Origin of the sequence: Mesorhizobium sp. M1428 (genome assembly GCF_040317515.1) — a bacterium.
Classification (GTDB): domain Bacteria; phylum Pseudomonadota; class Alphaproteobacteria; order Rhizobiales; family Rhizobiaceae; genus Mesorhizobium.
The window spans coordinates 1-16,528 of sequence record NZ_JAMYKT010000011.1 but is presented as its reverse complement, the minus strand read 5'-3'; the positions used below and the strand labels follow the sequence as shown (position 1 = coordinate 16,528).

Genomic DNA, 16,528 nt, shown 5'->3' with positions numbered 1-16,528 from the left:
ACGGCACAGCGGCGGCCAACAGCGAGCGACGGTCGGGTTGACCGCTGATTTCAGTCCGCCGCGCCAGCAGCGGCTTGAGCATCTCGGCTGCGCTCCATTGCGGAAGTTCCGGAATGAGGATCGTCTGCCTGAAGGGTTTCCGCTGTCATCGAGTCCTTGCGGCCGCATTTTTCGCAACGGACCTTTGCCCGCACCTGATCAAGGTTCCGGTCTCTTCTCGGAGTTCGAGAGGGTTGGAGAAGCGCTTAATGTGCCCGCAGGTAACGCGAGCCACCTGCCGGCACCAAGGTCGAGGCGCAGATCGCGATCGCGCGCATAATGATGGGCGCCGGCCGGCCGCTCTGACCTTGGCGACCCTCAGGCTGTTGACACCATGTCCAATAGCTTCGAACTCAGCTTACGACCCCATTAGAAGACAGCACATCTCGAAAGGGTCGTTTTGCGGGTCCATCGTGCAGTCCTCCATCGCTTTTCTGCCATTTCGACACGAACGGGAATTCGGAGTTGGCGGGTTCCCGCGAGCCGTCGGCGTATTTCGGGGTAGGGGGGCACGAATGGCGGACGGGAGGTAGCATCCTGCAGTCATCTAGAGACTGCTGAACTCCAAGCGCAAAGGAGCCATGGGAGCGCTAGCTACGTCGGAAGGCGCGCACTTCAGACAGTGCCATTTTGCGCCGCTTATCGAGGTATGAAGCTAGGTCGCTGGAGATGAACGCCTTTGGCACTCTTCTGGCTTCTTCTGCTCGGGTTAGCGGAAGCTCAATTTCTCCAATGCTCACTTTGCGTAAGAACTTGGTGAGCGTCAGGTGGGAAAAATAATCCTTGCACACGGTCTTGTGGTGCCGCTGGTGGTGGTCGTGTCGGTGCGCTGATCGCCGGACATGTTGGTCCCGCTGCTCGTCGTGCCGGTGCCCTGATCCGTCGTGCTGGGCATGGTTGTCGTGGTCGAGGTTCCGCTCGAAGTTCCGCTCGTCGTCTGGGCAAAGGAAAGCCCCGCCGACACCGCCAGCACGGCCGAAGCCAAAAGGATACGTTTCATCATCTTTCTCCTGTCTGAATGCGCGGGATGCGCCTGGCAAATTGAACAGGCAGACAGAAGGAGTCTTCCCCGATGAAGTTCAACTTTTGTAACTCTGGGCGTAGGTCAGCCTTAGGATGGCCGGCGTATATTAGAAACCTCATGACGACGGCTCGATTCGAAAACCAATCAACGAGCGGAGAGGCCGTCGCGTTCCTTGTGACTGCGGTGGTGCGGTGAGGCACAAGGCTCAATGCGGAGCGCCAGCCGCCGCGATCAGCGCCTCGTCGACAATCCACTTCAGCTTCGCCGAGCGCTGGTAGCTTCATCTGCTTGCCGTTGTTACTTGCCAGGAACGACATGCAGCGGTCGCAGTATGCCATGCGCGGCACTTCAACATGTCGCCGTATGTCGCCGCGTCGGATGGCCAGGAAGCGGGCGAGTGCTAGTTGGACTTTATAATGGAGCGGCGCAGCGGCGAGCGTCCACGGGCCGTTTTCCTTGCGCCGATCTTCCGCGATCTTGGCCTTTCCCACGCATCGCTGCAGGATTTTCGCGAGATGAATTGAGACCCGCCATGACGCTGATCTCTGCGACGGTCAAGGCCCGTTCGGCGGGCTCTACTCCGGAACAATGTCCTCTTCTGAAAGTTTCCTTAGATCGCAAAGGAGATTCGAAATGTCAGAAAGCCGCGAATGGTTTGTCCAATGGCTTAGAGATGCTCATGCCATGGAAGAGCAGGCCGAAACGATGTTGAACGGGCAGTTGGGTCGCATCGAGAACTATCCCGAGCTGAGCGACCGAATCCGACAGCACCTCGACGAAACGAAGCAGCAGGCTGCCCGGCTGAAGACTTGTCTCGATCAGATGGACGAGGGTTCATCCACGATGAAGGACGCTGGCGGTAAGCTGACGGCGATGGCGCAATCGCTGAGCGGCGTCTTCGCTGGAGACGAGGTGATGAAAGGATCGCTCGCGAGCTACACGTTCGAGCATATGGAAATCGCCTCCTACACGATCCTGATTGCCGCTGCTCGATCGCTCGGCGAAACGGAGGTTCTTCGGGCTTGCGACGAGAACTTGCGAGAGGAGGTCGCGATGGCGGAATGGTTGAAGGACCATCTTCCCTCGACAACCGAGCAGTTCCTTGCGCGGGCCGAAGCGGACAGCGACAGCGCCAAGCGGTGATCGGGTAGGAACGTAGTGATCGTGAACTGGGTGATCGGGATTCGTCCGCTAGCGCGTCCCCTTCGTGAGCGCTGGGCAACGAACACGCCTAGCAGGCGGTCGTCGAGCTGCGCATTCGAGAAATTGCAACGACGAGCGATGCTAATATTGCGGCGTCGTCACTTAGCGAGTCGAAGCGTTCGCCTGCGCAAGCCTGGTCAAATACACATTGGCAATAGCCAGATCGGAAGGGCTAGCGCAACGCTCGGCGAGATCAAGCTCGAGTGGGCGTGTTAAAACGTTGGAAACGAGGTCGCGATAGCGGAATGCCCGAGAACACTCGTCCCTGATGACTGAGCAGTTGCGTGCGCGGGCACCGGCAGCGCCAAGCCGGATCCGAGAAAGTTCGTCCTGACAGGGGACAGAGCGCGCCAGCGACGGGCAGAGGTTCCTGTCAGCCCAGCCCAGCGAGGGAACTTACAATGGAAAACTGGCGTTAACATCGCGTAATGCGGGAGCGTGCAGATGTTTTCGCTCGCAAAAGATACAATTAAACTGCCAATTCTTGCGCTCACGTTATGGCGTCGGCAGCACTTGCATCGTTTTCGGGGTGAAATTCCGCTTCAGCCGGTCGCTGGCGGTTTCGCTGAGGGCCATGACCGACCGGCCGACGATCATCATGCTCGAAGGGCTTGACCCCTTTGTCCGATCTTCTCCGCCGTGCGCATCGTCATCGCGCCGTCCGTGGTTCCAGAATATGCAACCCGATGGCTGAACTCGTCGGGACTCGATAAATGTGAGCGCGGCATCATACTTTGCCTTCAGGACGACTGTTTCTCTGCAATGACCTCTGTCTACGCCCTTCCAGTTCGGTCGGTGTCCATCTGCTCATTCCGACGTCGTTGATAGGCAAAGCCGACAGCCGCGGCGACTGCCAAACCTGCTGCCGCCAGAAGGAGTTTGTCCTCGGTATGCTCATCGCGCGATGCGTCTTGGCGAGCTAACGACGCTTCATCGAAGGGCGCGGATGCTCTTGCGGCAGTCTCGCCCTCGTGCTGCCCATCGCCGCTACGGCGGATAGCGGCAGCCAGACGTTCTGTCTTCTCTTTAACAGTTTCCTTGGCCACGCCGGTCAACTCGGCAGCTTCGCGTTTTATTTTACCAGCCGTTTCAAGAGCGAAATCACTGACGCTTTCCGCCAAATCACTAGATTGCTCCTTCAGGCGCTCCTTGGCGTACGATAGGTGATCCACCTGCTGCTCGCCGGGTGGCCGGGCTGAATTGGTCCGCAACAAGCTGATCAATCCCGCTCCGACGAGTGCGGTTGCGATCGGCGGATGGCGGAGGAAACGCCACCCCAAACCGGCCCCAATCGCCAAAGCAGCGCTCGGATTGGCAGCCGCCTTGGCCTTGAGATCGTCAATAGTCGCCTGCGCCACCGATTGCATTGAGGCTCTTGCTTTCTCTACCAGCGCATCCTTTGCCTCAAGCGCTTCGTGTTTCAAATCATCGGTAAACTCGGAGAGCGTGTTTGGCGACCGAAGTGTCGACAAATCCTCGGCGAGCTTAGCCCGGGCAGCCTCAACTTCGTATTCAAGATGCTCAAGTTGCGGATCGGCCATCATAAATCTCTCTTGCCAACGGGGCGGGCAGGTTTGCTCGACCGAGGGTTGTCCGACCGCTGCGATTTGGCCGTTATTCCTTCCGAAGGGGTGGCGCTGCCCGGTTGCAGCTTGGCGGTGGATGGACCGCTCGATCCACTTGGGCTTGGCGAAGACGGCTGCACGGGTTCACTTGATTGCTCTTCTGATAAGGCACTCCCAAAGGCACCCGCAACGTCCCTTGCGACCTCCTTGAGGCCGTCCGAATTCAGCCCATGTTCCTCGGCGGCGCTTTTGAGCCGTTCGCCCGCCTTTGCTGTCGAGGACTTCAAGCGTTCCCCAGCTTTTTCAGCAGCATCCGTCAATCGCTCTCCTGCTGGGCCGAGCGTGCGCCTCTCGACATCGCTGGCCGGCAAAGCAGCAGCTATAGCGGCACCGGCTGCGAAGCCGGCCAGAACAAAAGCCAATGGCTGTTCTTCCACCATGCGGCCAATCGTGTCTTGGAACGTTGATTGGGCTTGCTGCACCACGCGCCCTGACTTCTCGGATACGGAGCGACCGGCCTGTTCTGCGTATGACGCGGCGGATGATGCGTACTGAGTTGCGGTTTCACTCACCTTCTCCCCAATGCCGGCTAAATTGTCGCGCATGGCCTCTGCTGTCTCGCTAGCCTCTTCCTGCGCTTTTGACGCCCCGCCGCTGGCGGTGCGTACGTGCGCAGCATTTTGGCGCCCGTTGGTTCCACGGGATTGCTCGCGATGCCCGGCACTTGAACCGCGGCTGCGCATTAGCAACGCGCACCCTGCTGCGACGAGCAGAAGGCCTTCGGGATTGTTCCTAGCGGAGCTGAGAAGCCATTCTTTCGTTCCAAAATCCTGGACCTGTGAATTGCGGCTCATGTTAATTGCTCCTTAGTTGTCGCAATATCCTGCTTTATTTGGCTTATGGAGTGTGTCGGCAGAAGTTCTTTTTGCGCATCAGCGCGGCCCCGATAGTAGGCGAAAGCGGCGGCGACGGCCGTTGCGGCCGCGACGATCAGACACGACCAGTGCAGGGCCATCCCTAAGCTGGCTATTCCAAGTACGAGGGCTTGCACTAGAAGCAGAGCGGCGACCACTCCCAGCACGCCAGCAGCAGACATCCACACACCTGCTTGGAGCTTCGTTGAGACGTTGGCGGACAGCTCCGCATGCGCCAGGCGCAACTCTTTTTGAAAGAGGTCCGCGACGTCCGCCAACACTGCCGACAGTGCTTGAGGGAGAGGCGAATTCTTCAGTTGTTCCTGTGCCATCAGATCAGTTCGCTCCCTGCCGCCTTCCCTTGATGGACTCTGGTGCGGGAGGCGCGCTCTTCAGTGTGCGGAACGTCAAAAAGCCCGCTACTGCGGCCAGCCCAAACACCAAACCCGGCTTGCGCCTGGCCAAATCGGACGCTGCAAGAACCAGCTGATCGACGGACCTGTCTCGCAGGTCGTCTGCGTATCCATCAAGCCTATTCGCGAAAGTGCGCACGACCCCAGCGACTATCGGTGCGTTTGCGTCGAGGTCCTCGGCCGCACGCTTAGTCGAACTCGCCAGTTGGCCCATCACCTCGGCGCCGCTGCCGACCTGACGGTCCAACATCTCCTTAACCTGATTGGTCACGGTGGACGCGCCACCAACGGCCGCCCGTTTGGCGGTTTCCGCTGCCCCTTGCGCTATGTCGGACGCTTTGGATAACCTGCCGCTTACGGTCGCTCCTATGTCTTCCGGGGTACCGTCACCAGCTCTTAGCGCAGTTGGGGGATGCCGTTCAGAATTCCGGTTGTTCATGGTTTCCTCCATTCGAGGAGCAAACGGAGGTAAGGCCCGTTGGTTCCCAATGAGTGACTATCTGGGGTGTCAAGTTGCGTTTGCGAACTCGTGGCGCGCATCGCGTGCTTTTGCATTGGGAATGATGGGTAGCTTGCGGGCGGGCGCAATGCGAATAATCATCTTTTCCTTTCCTGCCTGAAGGCGCGGGGGGATCATATCTGGCGACGGTGAGCGCGATGAGGAAGAGGATGGAGCGCGGACCTTTACGGCCGCCGCGCACAGGTCTTCGACCGCTGCGCCTGCCGCTGTCATTGGCGATCGGCGCCAAGCCCACGAGTTTGGCGATGGCCTTATTGGAAAGGTGTCAATCTCGGACAACTCGGCCATCAGGAGTACGCGGGGCCCTTGACCGAACCGAAGACCTGATCGAGACAGGCCCACAGCGGATCGTCGTCGATTAGCGAGGCGATCTCGCCCTTCAAGTCGGCGGCTCTGACGCTTGAGCAAAACAATGACCTCGTCGAGGCTGGCGAGGTTTCGGCATCGGCGACGGTGCTTGTGCGTTGCTTCTGGATGGTGAGATCGCCAGTCATTGGGCAAGCCGGCGACCAGCGACTTGAGCCGTTGCTGGGCCACGCTCGGCTGCAGCCGCTTGACGATGGCGTGCAAAGTGATCTGCGCGCTAAGTGTTGCGCTCGCTCGAACGCGACTGCTGGTCGGCCGCATCGGCCGATTCGCCCAGCGTGTCGGCGACCGTGGCACCTCGCGCACCCATCGGCTGCTGCGCACCTGTGGTGGTGTCCTTCGCTGTCTGATGCTCCATCTCGGAATTCAGCTCCGCACCTACAACCAGGATAATCACGGAGATCCAGGTCCACATCATCAAGCCGATGACTGCCCCAAGGGCTCCATACGTCGCGTTGTAGTTGGCGAAGTTTTCAAGATAATAGGAGAATCCTATCGAAACTGCGACCCAGACCACAGCCGCGAGGAAGGCGCCCCATGTCGCCCATTGCCACTTTGCCCTTTCCCGGCTGGGTCCGTAGCGGTAAATCAGCGTGATCCCGACGCCGACCATGATCAGCATCATCGGCCACCGAAGGATCCGCACAAGGGCTTCGGTCCAGCCGCCGAGGTTCAGCAGCACAAGCATGGCTGGCACAATCCCCACCGAGACGATAAAGCCGATACCAATGAGGATGGCGCCAAGTGTGAAGCCCAACGCCAGGAGATTCAGGTGGATAAAACCGCGCTTTTCACTCTCCTCGTAGGCGATGTTCATGGCTTCGAATAGCGTCTTTATGCCGTTACTGGCGCTCCACAGTGCGACGGCAAGGCCGAAGATGAAGCCGAAGCTGAGCGCGCCAGCCTTCTGAGCGGCCAAGGAAGCAAGCTGAGATCTGATAATATCCAGACCTCCCGAAGGCAGTACGCCGCCAAGGAACGCAATGTGCTGAGCGATGGTCTGAGGATCGGCGACGAAACCATAGATGGACACGAACGCGGCAAGCGCTGGAAACAGGGCAAGAAGCAGATAGAATGCGGCCCCGGCCGCGATCAGCATAACACGGTCCTCGGTTACCTCAGCAAAGACCCGCCACAGCACGTCCTTCCAGCCGCGGCCGGGAATTTCTGACGGCCATTCGGCATTGCGTCCGCGGCTCTCCCGTTCGGCCCGCCGCTCAAGTTGCACTTGATCTTCGTAAGCGTCCTCGGTTGTTTTCTTCGACATGGCCGCCGGTCCGGAGCATCTTCTTCGCGGGGCAAACGTATAATAGCGCCAAAGGATGCAGGTGCAGACCTGCGCTTACAAATAAACATCCGCCGCCTGTACCAACACCTGCGCCATCCCCACTTGGCCCTTCGGCTCCCATGCCCATCTGGCGGAGGATGCGACGGCTGAGCGTGCATGTTGTCGGGACGACGCAGCCTGATCTAAATCCTCATTGCGCTGGATCACTTTAACGACACCCACGTTACCAGCCATGATCTCACTCGCGCCTGAACATCAGTTCGTCAACGCCGGAAGCATTCGGCTTCATGTCGTTCAGGCCGGGCCTGCCGAGGGTAAGCCGGTCATGCTCCTGCACGGGTTCCCGGACTTCTGGATCGGCTGGAGACGGCAGATCCGTACGCTCGCTTCCGCCGGATATCGGGTCATCGTTCCCGACCAGAGGGGCTACAACACCAGCGACAAGCCCGAGGGCATCCACGAGTACACGCTCCCCAAGCTCCTCGGCGATGTCGTCGCCCTGGCCGACGCGCTCGGCATCGGAAGGTTTCACCTCGTCGGCCATGACTGGGGCGGCATCGTCGCTTGGGCGGCCGGGGCAAACTTGCCTCATCGCCTGGACAAGCTCGTCATCCTGAATGCGCCCCATCCCGAGGTGCTGTTTACCCATGCCCTGCGATCTCCGACGCAGTTTCTGCGGAGCAGTTACGCGGTTTTCTTCCAGATCCCTTGCTGCCCGAAGCCGTTTTGGGTGCGCGCCGCTCGGCCTTGCTCGCACGAGCACTCAGGACATCCAGCCGGGCAGGCGCCTTCGAAGAAGAGGAGATTGCAGAATATCGGCAGGCCTGGGAGCGGCCGGGGGCGCTGACCAACATGCTCAACTGGTATCGCGCCCTGCGCTTTCGCCCGAGCCTGAAGGAGCGGATCACGACGCCCACTCTTGTAATCTGGGGGATGCGGGACCAGGCTCTGGAATCCGGGCTGGCCAAGCGCAGTCTCGCCCTTTGCGACGATGGCCGCCTGCAGACTTTCGAGAAGGGGACGCATTGGGTTCAACGCGAAGAGAGCAACGAGGTGAATGCGGCGCTTCTGGCGTTCCTGGAGGGCTGAGGAACTCAAAAATGAATAGAAACTGGGGGCAGCGTCAGATGGAGCCGGAGGAGGCCTGCAGGGCATTCCTGGCTGCTGCAAAAGAGGAGGGGACATTACAACTAGCTAAGTTGGATTGCGGTATAAGGTTCTATTGTCTCCGACCAACACCGCGCTTTGCGGAGCCCGCCGCCAGCAAGGACGGACCCCCGCCACAGCGGCTGCACATCCGAAGAACGACCGCTGCAACCTCTAAACCCGCGAGGGGCCTACATCGTTCCCCTATCCGCGCCTACAGCTGGGTTGGTCAACGGGCTCTTCCCGCCTAAGTTCCCCCTCATGGCACTCCACTGGTTATCCCCTCCGGTCTACGTCAGGGCCAACCGACCTGGGCTCACCTACGGGGTGAGCCACGTCAAGGGAGCCGCCGAGGAACATGAAGTGGCCGAAGAGGGGACCGAAGTGGAAGCTGGCGATCCAGTCCTGCGCCGACGCATTTTAGGGGCGGCTGACCCCGGTGGAGGTCCGTCAGGCCTTCGAGGCTGCTGCCAAAGAGGCCAAGACGTTCCTTCCTGCTGATTAGCCATCGAGAACGATGCAGAGTGCCCCTCTTTGCGAATGCCGACGCCGGCACAGTCCCGGTTATCTTCGGTTCTCGTGCCGACCTGGCTGAACCATCTGACGGCCACCACCAGATTAGTTGCCACCGCCGCGACTTGGGTCCTGGCTGCGTATTCCGACGAAGCCGGCCATCGATTCCGATTTGAAGCCGGCCGGTCATTCCGATTTCAATCCGGCCGGTGTTCCGATTTGAAGCCGGCCATTTTTCGGACTGATCCTGGGTCTCGTTGATGTTTGGATTGGGTTTCGTTTCAGGTCAAGCTTGAGCTGTTTCAGACGCTCTTGGCGAGCGCTGTTTTCGCATGCTTTCACCGGTGAGATCGATGCGATAGGCGTTGTGAACGAGGCGGTCCAGGATGGCATCGGCCAGAGTTGGGTTTGCAATGATCTCGTACCAGCGATCCAGAGGCAGCTGACTGGTGACGATTGTCGATTGGCGTTCGTAGCGGTCTTCAATGATCTCAAGCACATCACGCCGCTGGTCATCATTGAGTTTTTCCGGTCCCCAGTCATCGAGAATGAGAAGGTCGGTTTTGGCAAGTTGCTTGAGGATCCGGCCATAACGTCCGTCGCCTCTGGCAAGGGCAAGAGTTGCAAACAGCCTGGGAACGCGGTGATAGGCGACGGAGAAGTCTTCGCGGCAGGCCTTGTGGCCGAGAGCGCAGGCCAGCCAGCTCTTGCCCACGCCCGCCGGCCCGGTGATGAGAAGACTGTGATGCTTTCTGATCCAGTCGCAGCCGGCGAGCGCCATGAACAGATTGCGGTCAAGACCGCGTGCGGCACGGAAGTCGGCATTCTCGATCTGTGCGTCATGGCGCAGCTTTGCAGCCCTGGCGCGGGCTTCGAAACGCTTCTGGCGGCGCATGGTAGCCTCGCGCTCAAGCAGCATGGCAAGCCATTCGCCATGCTCGAGGCCGCGTGCTTCGGATTGTGCGTCGAGCTCCTGGAAGGCGGTGGCCATGCCATGAAGGCCGAGTTCGCGCAGCATGTCGATGGTGGGATGGATAAGCATTGGTGTGTCTCCTCAATGAAAGTAATCAGGGCCACGCAGATTGGCGTGATCGACGATGGCGGTCGGTTCGGTGGAATGCCTTGCGGCCTTGTGATTGGCGATAAGCGAGGCAATGCTCTTGCAGTTCAGGCCACCGATCTCGACAGCGCGGGCTGACACAGCTTCGGCGCGATCGCGTGTGACATCGCGAAACAGGCGCAGGACACCCAGGCATGTTCGAAAGCCTTGTTCAGGATGTGGGCGGCTGGCGAGGATTGCGACAATCAAGCCTTCCGTCTCGGGGCCGACGGATGCGGCCCAGCGACGGAAGCGATCTGGCGTCCACTCGGCATAGCGCCGGTGGGAGCTGGGCATGTGATCCGGATCGGTTCCATGGCGAGGACCGCCATAGCGGCGCTGATGCACCGCGACGCGCTTGCCGCGGTGGAAGATCTCGATGGTGCGTGCCGTTGCTCTCAGATCGACCTGCTGGCGAATGAGGCTGTGCGGCACGGAATAAAAGAAGGTCTTGAACTCGACGTGGTAATCCGTCGAGACGCGGGCCAAACGCCATTCGGCAAACTCGTAATCCTCCAGTGGAAGACTGGCCAAAGCCGGGCGCTCGACACTCTCGAACAGCTGCCGGCGACTGACGCCCAGCCGGCGCATGACGTGATCATTGATGCGATCGAGTGCCTGGCGAATGGCGGCATTGGCCTCGGCCAGCGAGAAGAAGGTCTGATTGCGCATCCGCCCCAGAATGCATGATTGGGCGAAGCGGACGCCGTTCTCGACTTTGGATTTGTCCTTCGGCCGTCGCGGCCGTGCCGGCAGGACACCGACACCATAGTGGGATGCCATCATGCCGTAGCTGCGGTTGATCTCGGGATCGTAGAAACTGGCGCGGCTGACGCCAGACTTCAAATTGTCGGGAACGACCAACCGGGGAACGCCTCCGAAGAAACGAAACATCCGAACATGCGAGCCGATCCAGTCGGGAAGTGTTTGTGTCCATGTTGCTTCAGCATAGGTGAAGCTGGATGCGCCGAGCACTGCCACGAAGATCTCTGCCTCGCGGATCTCACCGGTCTTGCGATCAACAATCGGGATCTTCTTGCCGGAATAGTCGACGAAGACCTTGTCGCCGGCCGCATGCTCCTGGCGCATCGTCGGCGAAAGCCGCTGCTCGAAACTGCGAAAGAGTTCGCAGAAGCGACTGTAGCCGTATCCTTCGGGATGCGACCCACGATACTCCTCCCAGAGGATGAGCAAGGTGACACCGGGCTTCTTGAGCTCGACGGCAAGATCGGCCCAGTTTGGTTCTGTGCGTCTTCTCGTGCCCTGTTTGACGCCGTTGCGAGTGAAGAGTTTGTTCTCGAGCGCATCGTCGGTCAGTTCGCCCGGCAAGGGCCAGCTCAATCCAACCGCCGCTGCGCGCTGCAGATTATCCTGCACCGTGCTGCGCGCTATTCCCAAGACGACGGCAATCTCGCGGGAGCTGGTCCCGCTTCCGGCAAGCCGCAGCATTTGTCGTAACTGTCTCATGGTCAGCCTTCTCTTTGCCGGCATCAAAATCTCCCCGTTCATCGCGGGGCATTTGATGCCAAAGTTGCTGACCCAGGAGGTAATGTTCAGTGCCGAAAACTGGCCGACTTTTGATTGGAATGGTGGCCGGCTTCAAATCGGAATGGTGGCCGGTCTTTGATCGGAATGGCGGCCGGCTTCACGTCGGAATCCGCATCCTGGCTGTCCCGGACGAAGCCAGGGCCTTCTCACGTCCAGGCTAATAGCCCGTTTTGAGGCGTTTCGGCTGCCGCGGGAGAAGGCAGTATTTCGGGCTTCAAGTGGGGCGGCTCTTCAGTGTTAGCGAGGCCGGCATGACCTCACATCAGATCTTCAACCATCCGCGCAATTTTCCCCAGACCTGCGGTGGTCCCTCTTGTTCTAAGGAGTCCCTGTTCAGCCGCGGCCGCCTTGAAGGCCTCGAGCGCAGCTTGCTGGCTGCAATGCCCGGCGAGGGACTCCTCGACCATTCGGATCGCGTTGAGCCGCCCCGGCTTTCCCATTCTAGGCCATGGTTGCTGAAGCACCTTCATTGCGTCGGCTATGGACGCGACCACCGTCAGGTTGCGATTGAGGCAGATTGTAATTGGACTGAAGGCCCGCATTCTTGTCGCTCCCCACGATTGAACGCAGCTAAACGCGAAGACAAGGGCAGTGGTTGCATGAATGTGGATTACCGCGAATTCAAAGAACCGCTGGCCGATTCGATTGAGGCTGAGCTGGCTCTCCTTGGGCCCGGCACTTTGCCTAGCCGGACCATCCTCTCGTCGTACAACAGGACCCGGCCGGCAAAAAGCATCTGTGCACCGTCCGACGCCGCGAACTATTTTTCGAGCTCGTCACGCCGCTTGCCCGACGGCTTCTCAAGCACACCGCGACGAATTCGACGGCTGTGAGGGAGGAGATGAAAAGATTATGGTCGTTTCGTTGGGCCGTCCTTTAGAGCAGGGGCTCCGAGGCGGTTTGTATCGAGCAGATGTCGCATCAGATCTTGACCTGGAGATCGGCTCCGGCAGCGGGATCGGCGCAGCGCGGCAAGGATGCCACGTTCCTTCGGCGGCTCACCGGCGATGGTCTGGCTGACGGCCCCGCGAAGGCGCGAAGCATCGAGGCCTTCTTCTGCCAGTCGGGCGAGCCAACTTTCTTTGGCTGGGAGGGCGGTGCAGTGCTTCGGCTCGGAACTGTTGACACATGCGCCAGACTGGCAGACCGGAAGCGGCGGCGTGCCCTGACGTCATGGAGACTAGCCTCGCTTCCGAAGCCGCAGATTGTGATCTCGTTGGCTATGCAGAGCATCCAGCCGTCGTTTTGATCCGTTTCCGTCATCCAGAGCCAGCGACCATCCATGATCCGTCTCAACCGCTTAAAAGCCGGTCTTGCCCCGCCGCGACTGTGTGGAAATCAGCCATGTTTCAAAGTCGGAATGCTGGACGAACTCGCCAAGGAACTGGAGCGACGCAAGCACTGCTTCGTTCGCTACGCCGACGACTGCCCTCTATGTTCGCAGCGAGCGTGCGGGCGCACGGGTGATGGCCAGCGTCGAACACTTCCTCGACAGGCGTCTGAAGCTGAGGGTCAAGATACGGAAGAGCGCGGGTCAGCTTGGGAGAGGAGCGTTTCATAGTCTGGTGGGGCCTAATTCGCCTCGTAGTCCTAGTGGTCACCTATCGGCGCTCACCGGTCCCCTGAAGCGCCGGATAAACGCTCCGCTCACTGACCCCCAGTTCCTTTGGCTATCGCTGTTCTGGTCATGCCCTCGGCATCCAACTTCACGATCTTGTCGCGCTTCCCCATCGCTGCTGGCTTCCGTCCTGGGTACTTGGTCTTGTCGCCTTTGACGGCATCGATCCCGATCCGTTGGCGCTCCAGCATGACGCTACGCTAAAGGCCATCCGCCAGTATCTGGCGCCCTTCTACAAGTGGCGGCAGGCCGAGATCGTGGCGACGGCCGAGCCGCTGATGCCTGGCCCCCAGGCCTTTATGCGCATCATCAGCCGGCGCGATCAGGCCAGACCTTTGATACGCCTGTTGTTGGCCTCCACGCTCATATCGGCGCAGCGGGCGCTCGACATCACTAGAGCTCATTGGCAAGCAGCCCGCCGATATACACTGGCCGTGTCCAGGCGTGGGCGTGGCCTTTCCGCTTGGGTATTAGGGTGCGGCCTGCCCGGTCGGCCGTCCCTCGATCGACCCTGAGTTGCTGATCCGCATGCGGATCGTCGGCAGCTCGTCCTCGACTCGATGCGCGAAGTCGTCGACGCCGTGCGCACCGGGAAGACAAGCCTGGAGCTGTAGCGGCCCCGCCTGTCCCGCCCCGGTGTCGTCGCTTCGCTGGCGCTAACGGTGAGACCGCATAGATCTGGTCCAGTATTTTCAGCATCAGAACGTTGAGCTGGCGGGAACTTGCTCGCCAGCCGAGTTGAGTTCAGGCGGTGGTCGGGGGAGATCAGCCAGCCACACGCTGGTGATTCCCAACCTGAGCCGATGTGCCAATCAGCAACCTTCGTCGGTCTTTTTCACCTGGCCCGGCGCGGCGGTGTTGGCTGTCGTGTCCTGCTGACCAGGCGCCGCCTGCTGAGCGCTGCCAGTCTGCTGGCCGGGCGCGCAGTCTCTGGCCGAGTTCGGATTTGTGGTGCCGCTGGTGGTGGTCGTGTCGGTGCCCTGATCGCCGGACATGTTGGTCCCGCTGCTGGTCGTGCCGGTGCCCTGATCCGTCGTGCTGGGCATGGTTGTGGTGGTCGAGGTTCCGCTCGAAGTTCCGCTCGTCGTCTGGGCAAAGGAAAGCCCCGCCGACACCGCCAGCACGGCCGAAGCCAAAAGGATGCGTTTCATCTTCTTTCTCCTTTCTGAATGCGCGGGATGCGCCTGGCCAAATCGAACAGGCAGACAGAAGGAGTGTTCCCCGATGAAGTTCAACTTTTGTAACTCTGGTCGTAGGTCAGCCTTAGGATGGCCGGCGTATATTAGAAGCCTCTTGAAGAAGACACTGCCCGCACCAGAATCCATGGCATGGCTCGGGGAATAGGCATTGGTGACCAAGTGGCGATTACTGCCACGGTTCGAAGGCGGATAACAGAGGACCGCGTAAGCGTCTCTATCCCAGGTTACGAGTTCCCACATTCCATCATCGACCACACCAAGGTGAACCGAGGCCAGCAAATTGACCTGAAAGGCGAGGTCACGCGCATCGACGAGGACACCGCGACGATCGACCTCGGGCCACTAGTCACGGTCGACCGTGACAAGCGAGAAATATCGGCCGCCAAACCGACGAAAGGCACTTGTCGTTGCCCCGGATTAGAACCGACAACATCGCGACGGGCTATGAGGGCAGGCCGCATGACGGGCCGGTAGAGGACGAGTCGAAGCACTTGGTCTACTGCCCAGTCTGCGGCCAAACGTTCGACGCGCGCGATCTTGGACAGGTCTTCCACCACGCTGAGCCGCAGCACGAGCCGCTTCCGGTCGAGCAATAGTCCACTAGTTGAGCTCCGGCGGCAAACCGACGTTGAGACCCTTCAGCGCCAGCGACGTACGTTGGATGAGAAAGGGTGCTGCGTGCACCGCGCCTTCCCCGCGCGCCGATGTTCCACCTGGACCGCAAAAAGTCCCGCCGCACTGCCAGAACGGCGGGACCGATCAAACGCTTTGCACCAGGCGGGGGGATGCGGGGGGTTGGGCTTGCCAGGTGAGCGCGGACCGTAACCAACCCTAAGCGCAACAGCGGCAACGCGTCCACCAACCGCCGGTTGGAGCGACAGGACGATTGAGCCGCCGGCAGGTCAGGTCATCCCGGGTCGCTATCGCTCGCAACCAGACGGTAGCGGAAATTGTTGCGGATGTGGTCGTTGAAATAGCGGCCCTTGGCGAACGCGGCCCGGAACGCGGCAAAGGTTTCCGGCGGTACCCCCCTCAAACTCGTATCGTTTACGGCTGGCGACGAACCACACCGAGAGGGTCCTTCTATCCAGATCATATTCCATCTTGCGGATCGAAGTAGATGGCATGAGCACCACAGGCCGAGGCCCGCGCCCTTGCGGGGAGCGCGGGCCGATCGGGATACCGATCTGCAGCAATACCTGGAGGGGGAGGATTCGCTGCGTGCACCGAACTTTCGCGGCGGTCCCGTGTTCCCAATCGAGATACACAAAAAGCTGGCTGCACCTTTCGGCATCACGCGGACGTTGGATTTGTGAGAAAGCGCGAGCGTCAATACTAACTTCTGGTGATGGAATTTTCCCGTGAGATAGGCACGCTCCACGGCGAAAGGAGTGCCCCGCCATGACCGTCCTCGCCTACAACCTTGCCAATGACATCGAAGGATTGTGGAGGGTCGTCTTCGTGCCGGACGAACTGCATCTGTATGTGGAATTCAGCCAGCCAGACGCCGACACAAACCCGGCTGATTGGATGAGCGTTGATGATTTCCTTGCATGGCGGCCGAAAGGCGCACTCCACGAGCGAGCGCGCGACAGCTTGGTTTCGCTCATTTGCAAGGCGCTGACAGGGCGATGAGACAAGGGAAACCCGCACCGAGATCCAGTGCGAGCGCCGCGAGTGGGCCTAGGGCCCCACAAGCCAGTGCCACCCCGCCGCCGGCAAACCGCGGCGGGCGAGTGCCTCGGGGACACGATGGTAGATCGCCAATGCGTTTATGGGTGTGGCCTTAAGTCGCAAACTATTGGCTTCAGAAGCAGGGCGTCGGGCTTCATTGACGGTGCTGCCAACACCATATGGTGATCCATAGCCTCCCAAACGAGAGAAGCTCGCCCCTGATGGGTCGCACTGCGGCCGTCAGCCGGCAATTGCTGTGAACTAGGAAACCATCATGATGCCTGAAAATATCAGACCAACTTCGCGAGACGTCCTGACCTTGCCCCTCTGATCTAATCCGGTTTGAAGTTCGTTCTGGCCCATCGAGAGGACCAGGACATGAAACGTAGCCGCTTCTCT

The 16,528-nt window shown here is 60.0% G+C and carries 18 protein-coding genes and 3 pseudogenes; 5 read left to right on the top strand and 16 right to left on the bottom strand.

Features of this window, described 5'->3' with window-relative positions:
* Positions 1-629 precede the first annotated feature (629 nt).
* The 3 genes from NKG60_RS17075 to NKG60_RS17065 are packed head-to-tail and all read right to left on the bottom strand — an operon-like array spanning position 630 to position 1,554.
* Positions 630-779: a pyocin activator PrtN family protein gene (locus NKG60_RS17075; RefSeq protein ID WP_352975290.1), complete on the bottom strand. Its 150-nt coding sequence runs from the start codon at positions 777-779 to the stop codon at positions 630-632.
* Positions 780-802: 23 nt separating this feature from the next.
* Positions 803-1,039 (bottom strand): hypothetical protein, encoded by a 237-nt coding sequence (locus tag NKG60_RS17070; RefSeq protein WP_352975206.1) that lies wholly within the window; start codon positions 1,037-1,039, stop codon positions 803-805.
* Complete coding sequence (locus tag NKG60_RS17065; RefSeq protein WP_352975205.1) at positions 1,039-1,554, bottom strand: hypothetical protein; 516 nt, start codon at positions 1,552-1,554, stop codon at positions 1,039-1,041. Before NKG60_RS17065 ends, NKG60_RS17070 begins: the two co-directional genes overlap by 1 nt.
* A gap of 142 nt (positions 1,555-1,696) precedes the next feature.
* Here NKG60_RS17065 and NKG60_RS17060 point away from each other — a divergent pair, with 142 nt between their 5' ends.
* Complete coding sequence (locus NKG60_RS17060) at positions 1,697-2,206, top strand: ferritin-like domain-containing protein (RefSeq protein WP_352901924.1); 510 nt, start codon at positions 1,697-1,699, stop codon at positions 2,204-2,206.
* 833 nt (positions 2,207-3,039) lie between these two features.
* Here NKG60_RS17060 and NKG60_RS17055 read toward each other — a convergent pair.
* The 6 genes and pseudogenes from NKG60_RS17055 to NKG60_RS17025 form a co-directional block, all read right to left on the bottom strand.
* Entirely contained in the window at positions 3,040-3,810 is a 771-nt protein-coding gene (locus NKG60_RS17055; protein ID WP_352901927.1) for a hypothetical protein, read from the bottom strand.
* A complete protein-coding gene (locus tag NKG60_RS17050) occupies positions 3,807-4,685 on the bottom strand; it encodes a hypothetical protein (RefSeq protein WP_352975204.1) in 879 nt (292 codons plus the stop codon). The genes NKG60_RS17055 and NKG60_RS17050 overlap by 4 nt, the downstream gene beginning before the upstream one ends.
* The gene (locus NKG60_RS17045; RefSeq protein WP_023721682.1) at positions 4,682-5,077 is read right to left on the bottom strand and encodes a phage holin family protein; all 396 of its coding nucleotides are present in this window, start codon (positions 5,075-5,077) and stop codon (positions 4,682-4,684) included. The genes NKG60_RS17050 and NKG60_RS17045 overlap by 4 nt, the downstream gene beginning before the upstream one ends.
* A 4-nt stretch (positions 5,078-5,081) precedes the next feature.
* Positions 5,082-5,429, bottom strand: a complete 348-nt coding sequence (locus NKG60_RS17040) for a hypothetical protein (RefSeq protein ID WP_156948222.1) — start codon at positions 5,427-5,429, stop codon at positions 5,082-5,084.
* Between the two features lie 237 nt (positions 5,430-5,666).
* A pseudogene (locus NKG60_RS32275) lies at positions 5,667-6,263 on the bottom strand (transposase); the annotation flags it as partial.
* On the bottom strand, positions 6,262-7,311 hold the full coding sequence (locus NKG60_RS17025) for a YihY/virulence factor BrkB family protein (RefSeq protein WP_352975202.1): 1,050 nt from the start codon (positions 7,309-7,311) through the stop codon (positions 6,262-6,264). The gene NKG60_RS17025 and the pseudogene NKG60_RS32275, both read right to left, overlap by 2 nt.
* A 253-nt stretch (positions 7,312-7,564) precedes the next feature.
* Between NKG60_RS17025 and NKG60_RS17020 the strand changes: the two are divergent.
* Positions 7,565-7,987 (top strand): annotated as a pseudogene (locus NKG60_RS17020) (alpha/beta fold hydrolase); the annotation flags it as partial.
* Between the two features lie 53 nt (positions 7,988-8,040).
* Positions 8,041-8,421 carry an alpha/beta fold hydrolase gene (locus NKG60_RS17015; protein WP_352975201.1) on the top strand — a complete coding sequence of 127 codons (381 nt, stop codon included), beginning with the start codon at positions 8,041-8,043 and terminating at the stop codon, positions 8,419-8,421.
* Positions 8,422-9,277: 856 nt separating this feature from the next.
* Here the strand turns inward: NKG60_RS17015 and istB are convergent.
* Positions 9,278-10,033, bottom strand: a complete 756-nt coding sequence (istB, locus tag NKG60_RS17010) for an IS21-like element helper ATPase IstB (RefSeq protein ID WP_352975200.1) — start codon at positions 10,031-10,033, stop codon at positions 9,278-9,280.
* A 12-nt stretch (positions 10,034-10,045) separates the two neighbouring features.
* Positions 10,046-11,557, bottom strand: coding sequence for an IS21 family transposase (gene istA / locus NKG60_RS17005; RefSeq protein WP_502901966.1), 1,512 nt, complete (start codon positions 11,555-11,557; stop codon positions 10,046-10,048).
* On the opposite strand from istA, the gene NKG60_RS17000 reads away from it, so the two are divergent.
* Complete coding sequence (locus tag NKG60_RS17000) at positions 11,556-11,717, top strand: hypothetical protein (RefSeq protein WP_189556919.1); 162 nt, start codon at positions 11,556-11,558, stop codon at positions 11,715-11,717. The two genes, istA and NKG60_RS17000, sit on opposite strands and share 2 nt — an antisense overlap.
* Positions 11,718-11,895: 178 nt before the next feature.
* Here NKG60_RS17000 and NKG60_RS16995 read toward each other — a convergent pair whose 3' ends face one another.
* The 5 genes and pseudogenes from NKG60_RS16995 to NKG60_RS16980 form a co-directional block, all read right to left on the bottom strand.
* Complete coding sequence (locus NKG60_RS16995; RefSeq protein WP_023680323.1) at positions 11,896-12,180, bottom strand: DUF982 domain-containing protein; 285 nt, start codon at positions 12,178-12,180, stop codon at positions 11,896-11,898.
* A gap of 308 nt (positions 12,181-12,488) precedes the next feature.
* Positions 12,489-12,701, bottom strand: coding sequence for a hypothetical protein (locus tag NKG60_RS32270; RefSeq protein WP_502895030.1), 213 nt, complete (start codon positions 12,699-12,701; stop codon positions 12,489-12,491).
* Between the two features lie 143 nt (positions 12,702-12,844).
* Positions 12,845-12,998, bottom strand: a pseudogene (locus tag NKG60_RS16990) (diguanylate cyclase); the annotation flags it as partial.
* A 1,070-nt stretch (positions 12,999-14,068) separates the two neighbouring features.
* Positions 14,069-14,407 (bottom strand): hypothetical protein, encoded by a 339-nt coding sequence (locus NKG60_RS16985; RefSeq protein ID WP_352457937.1) that lies wholly within the window; start codon positions 14,405-14,407, stop codon positions 14,069-14,071.
* A gap of 955 nt (positions 14,408-15,362) precedes the next feature.
* Positions 15,363-15,551 carry a KTSC domain-containing protein gene (locus NKG60_RS16980; RefSeq protein ID WP_352975199.1) on the bottom strand — a complete coding sequence of 63 codons (189 nt, stop codon included), beginning with the start codon at positions 15,549-15,551 and terminating at the stop codon, positions 15,363-15,365.
* Between the two features lie 305 nt (positions 15,552-15,856).
* On the opposite strand from NKG60_RS16980, the gene NKG60_RS16975 reads away from it, so the two are divergent.
* On the top strand, positions 15,857-16,090 hold the full coding sequence (locus tag NKG60_RS16975; protein ID WP_352508341.1) for a hypothetical protein: 234 nt from the start codon (positions 15,857-15,859) through the stop codon (positions 16,088-16,090).
* The last annotated feature ends 438 nt before the right edge of the window (positions 16,091-16,528 follow it).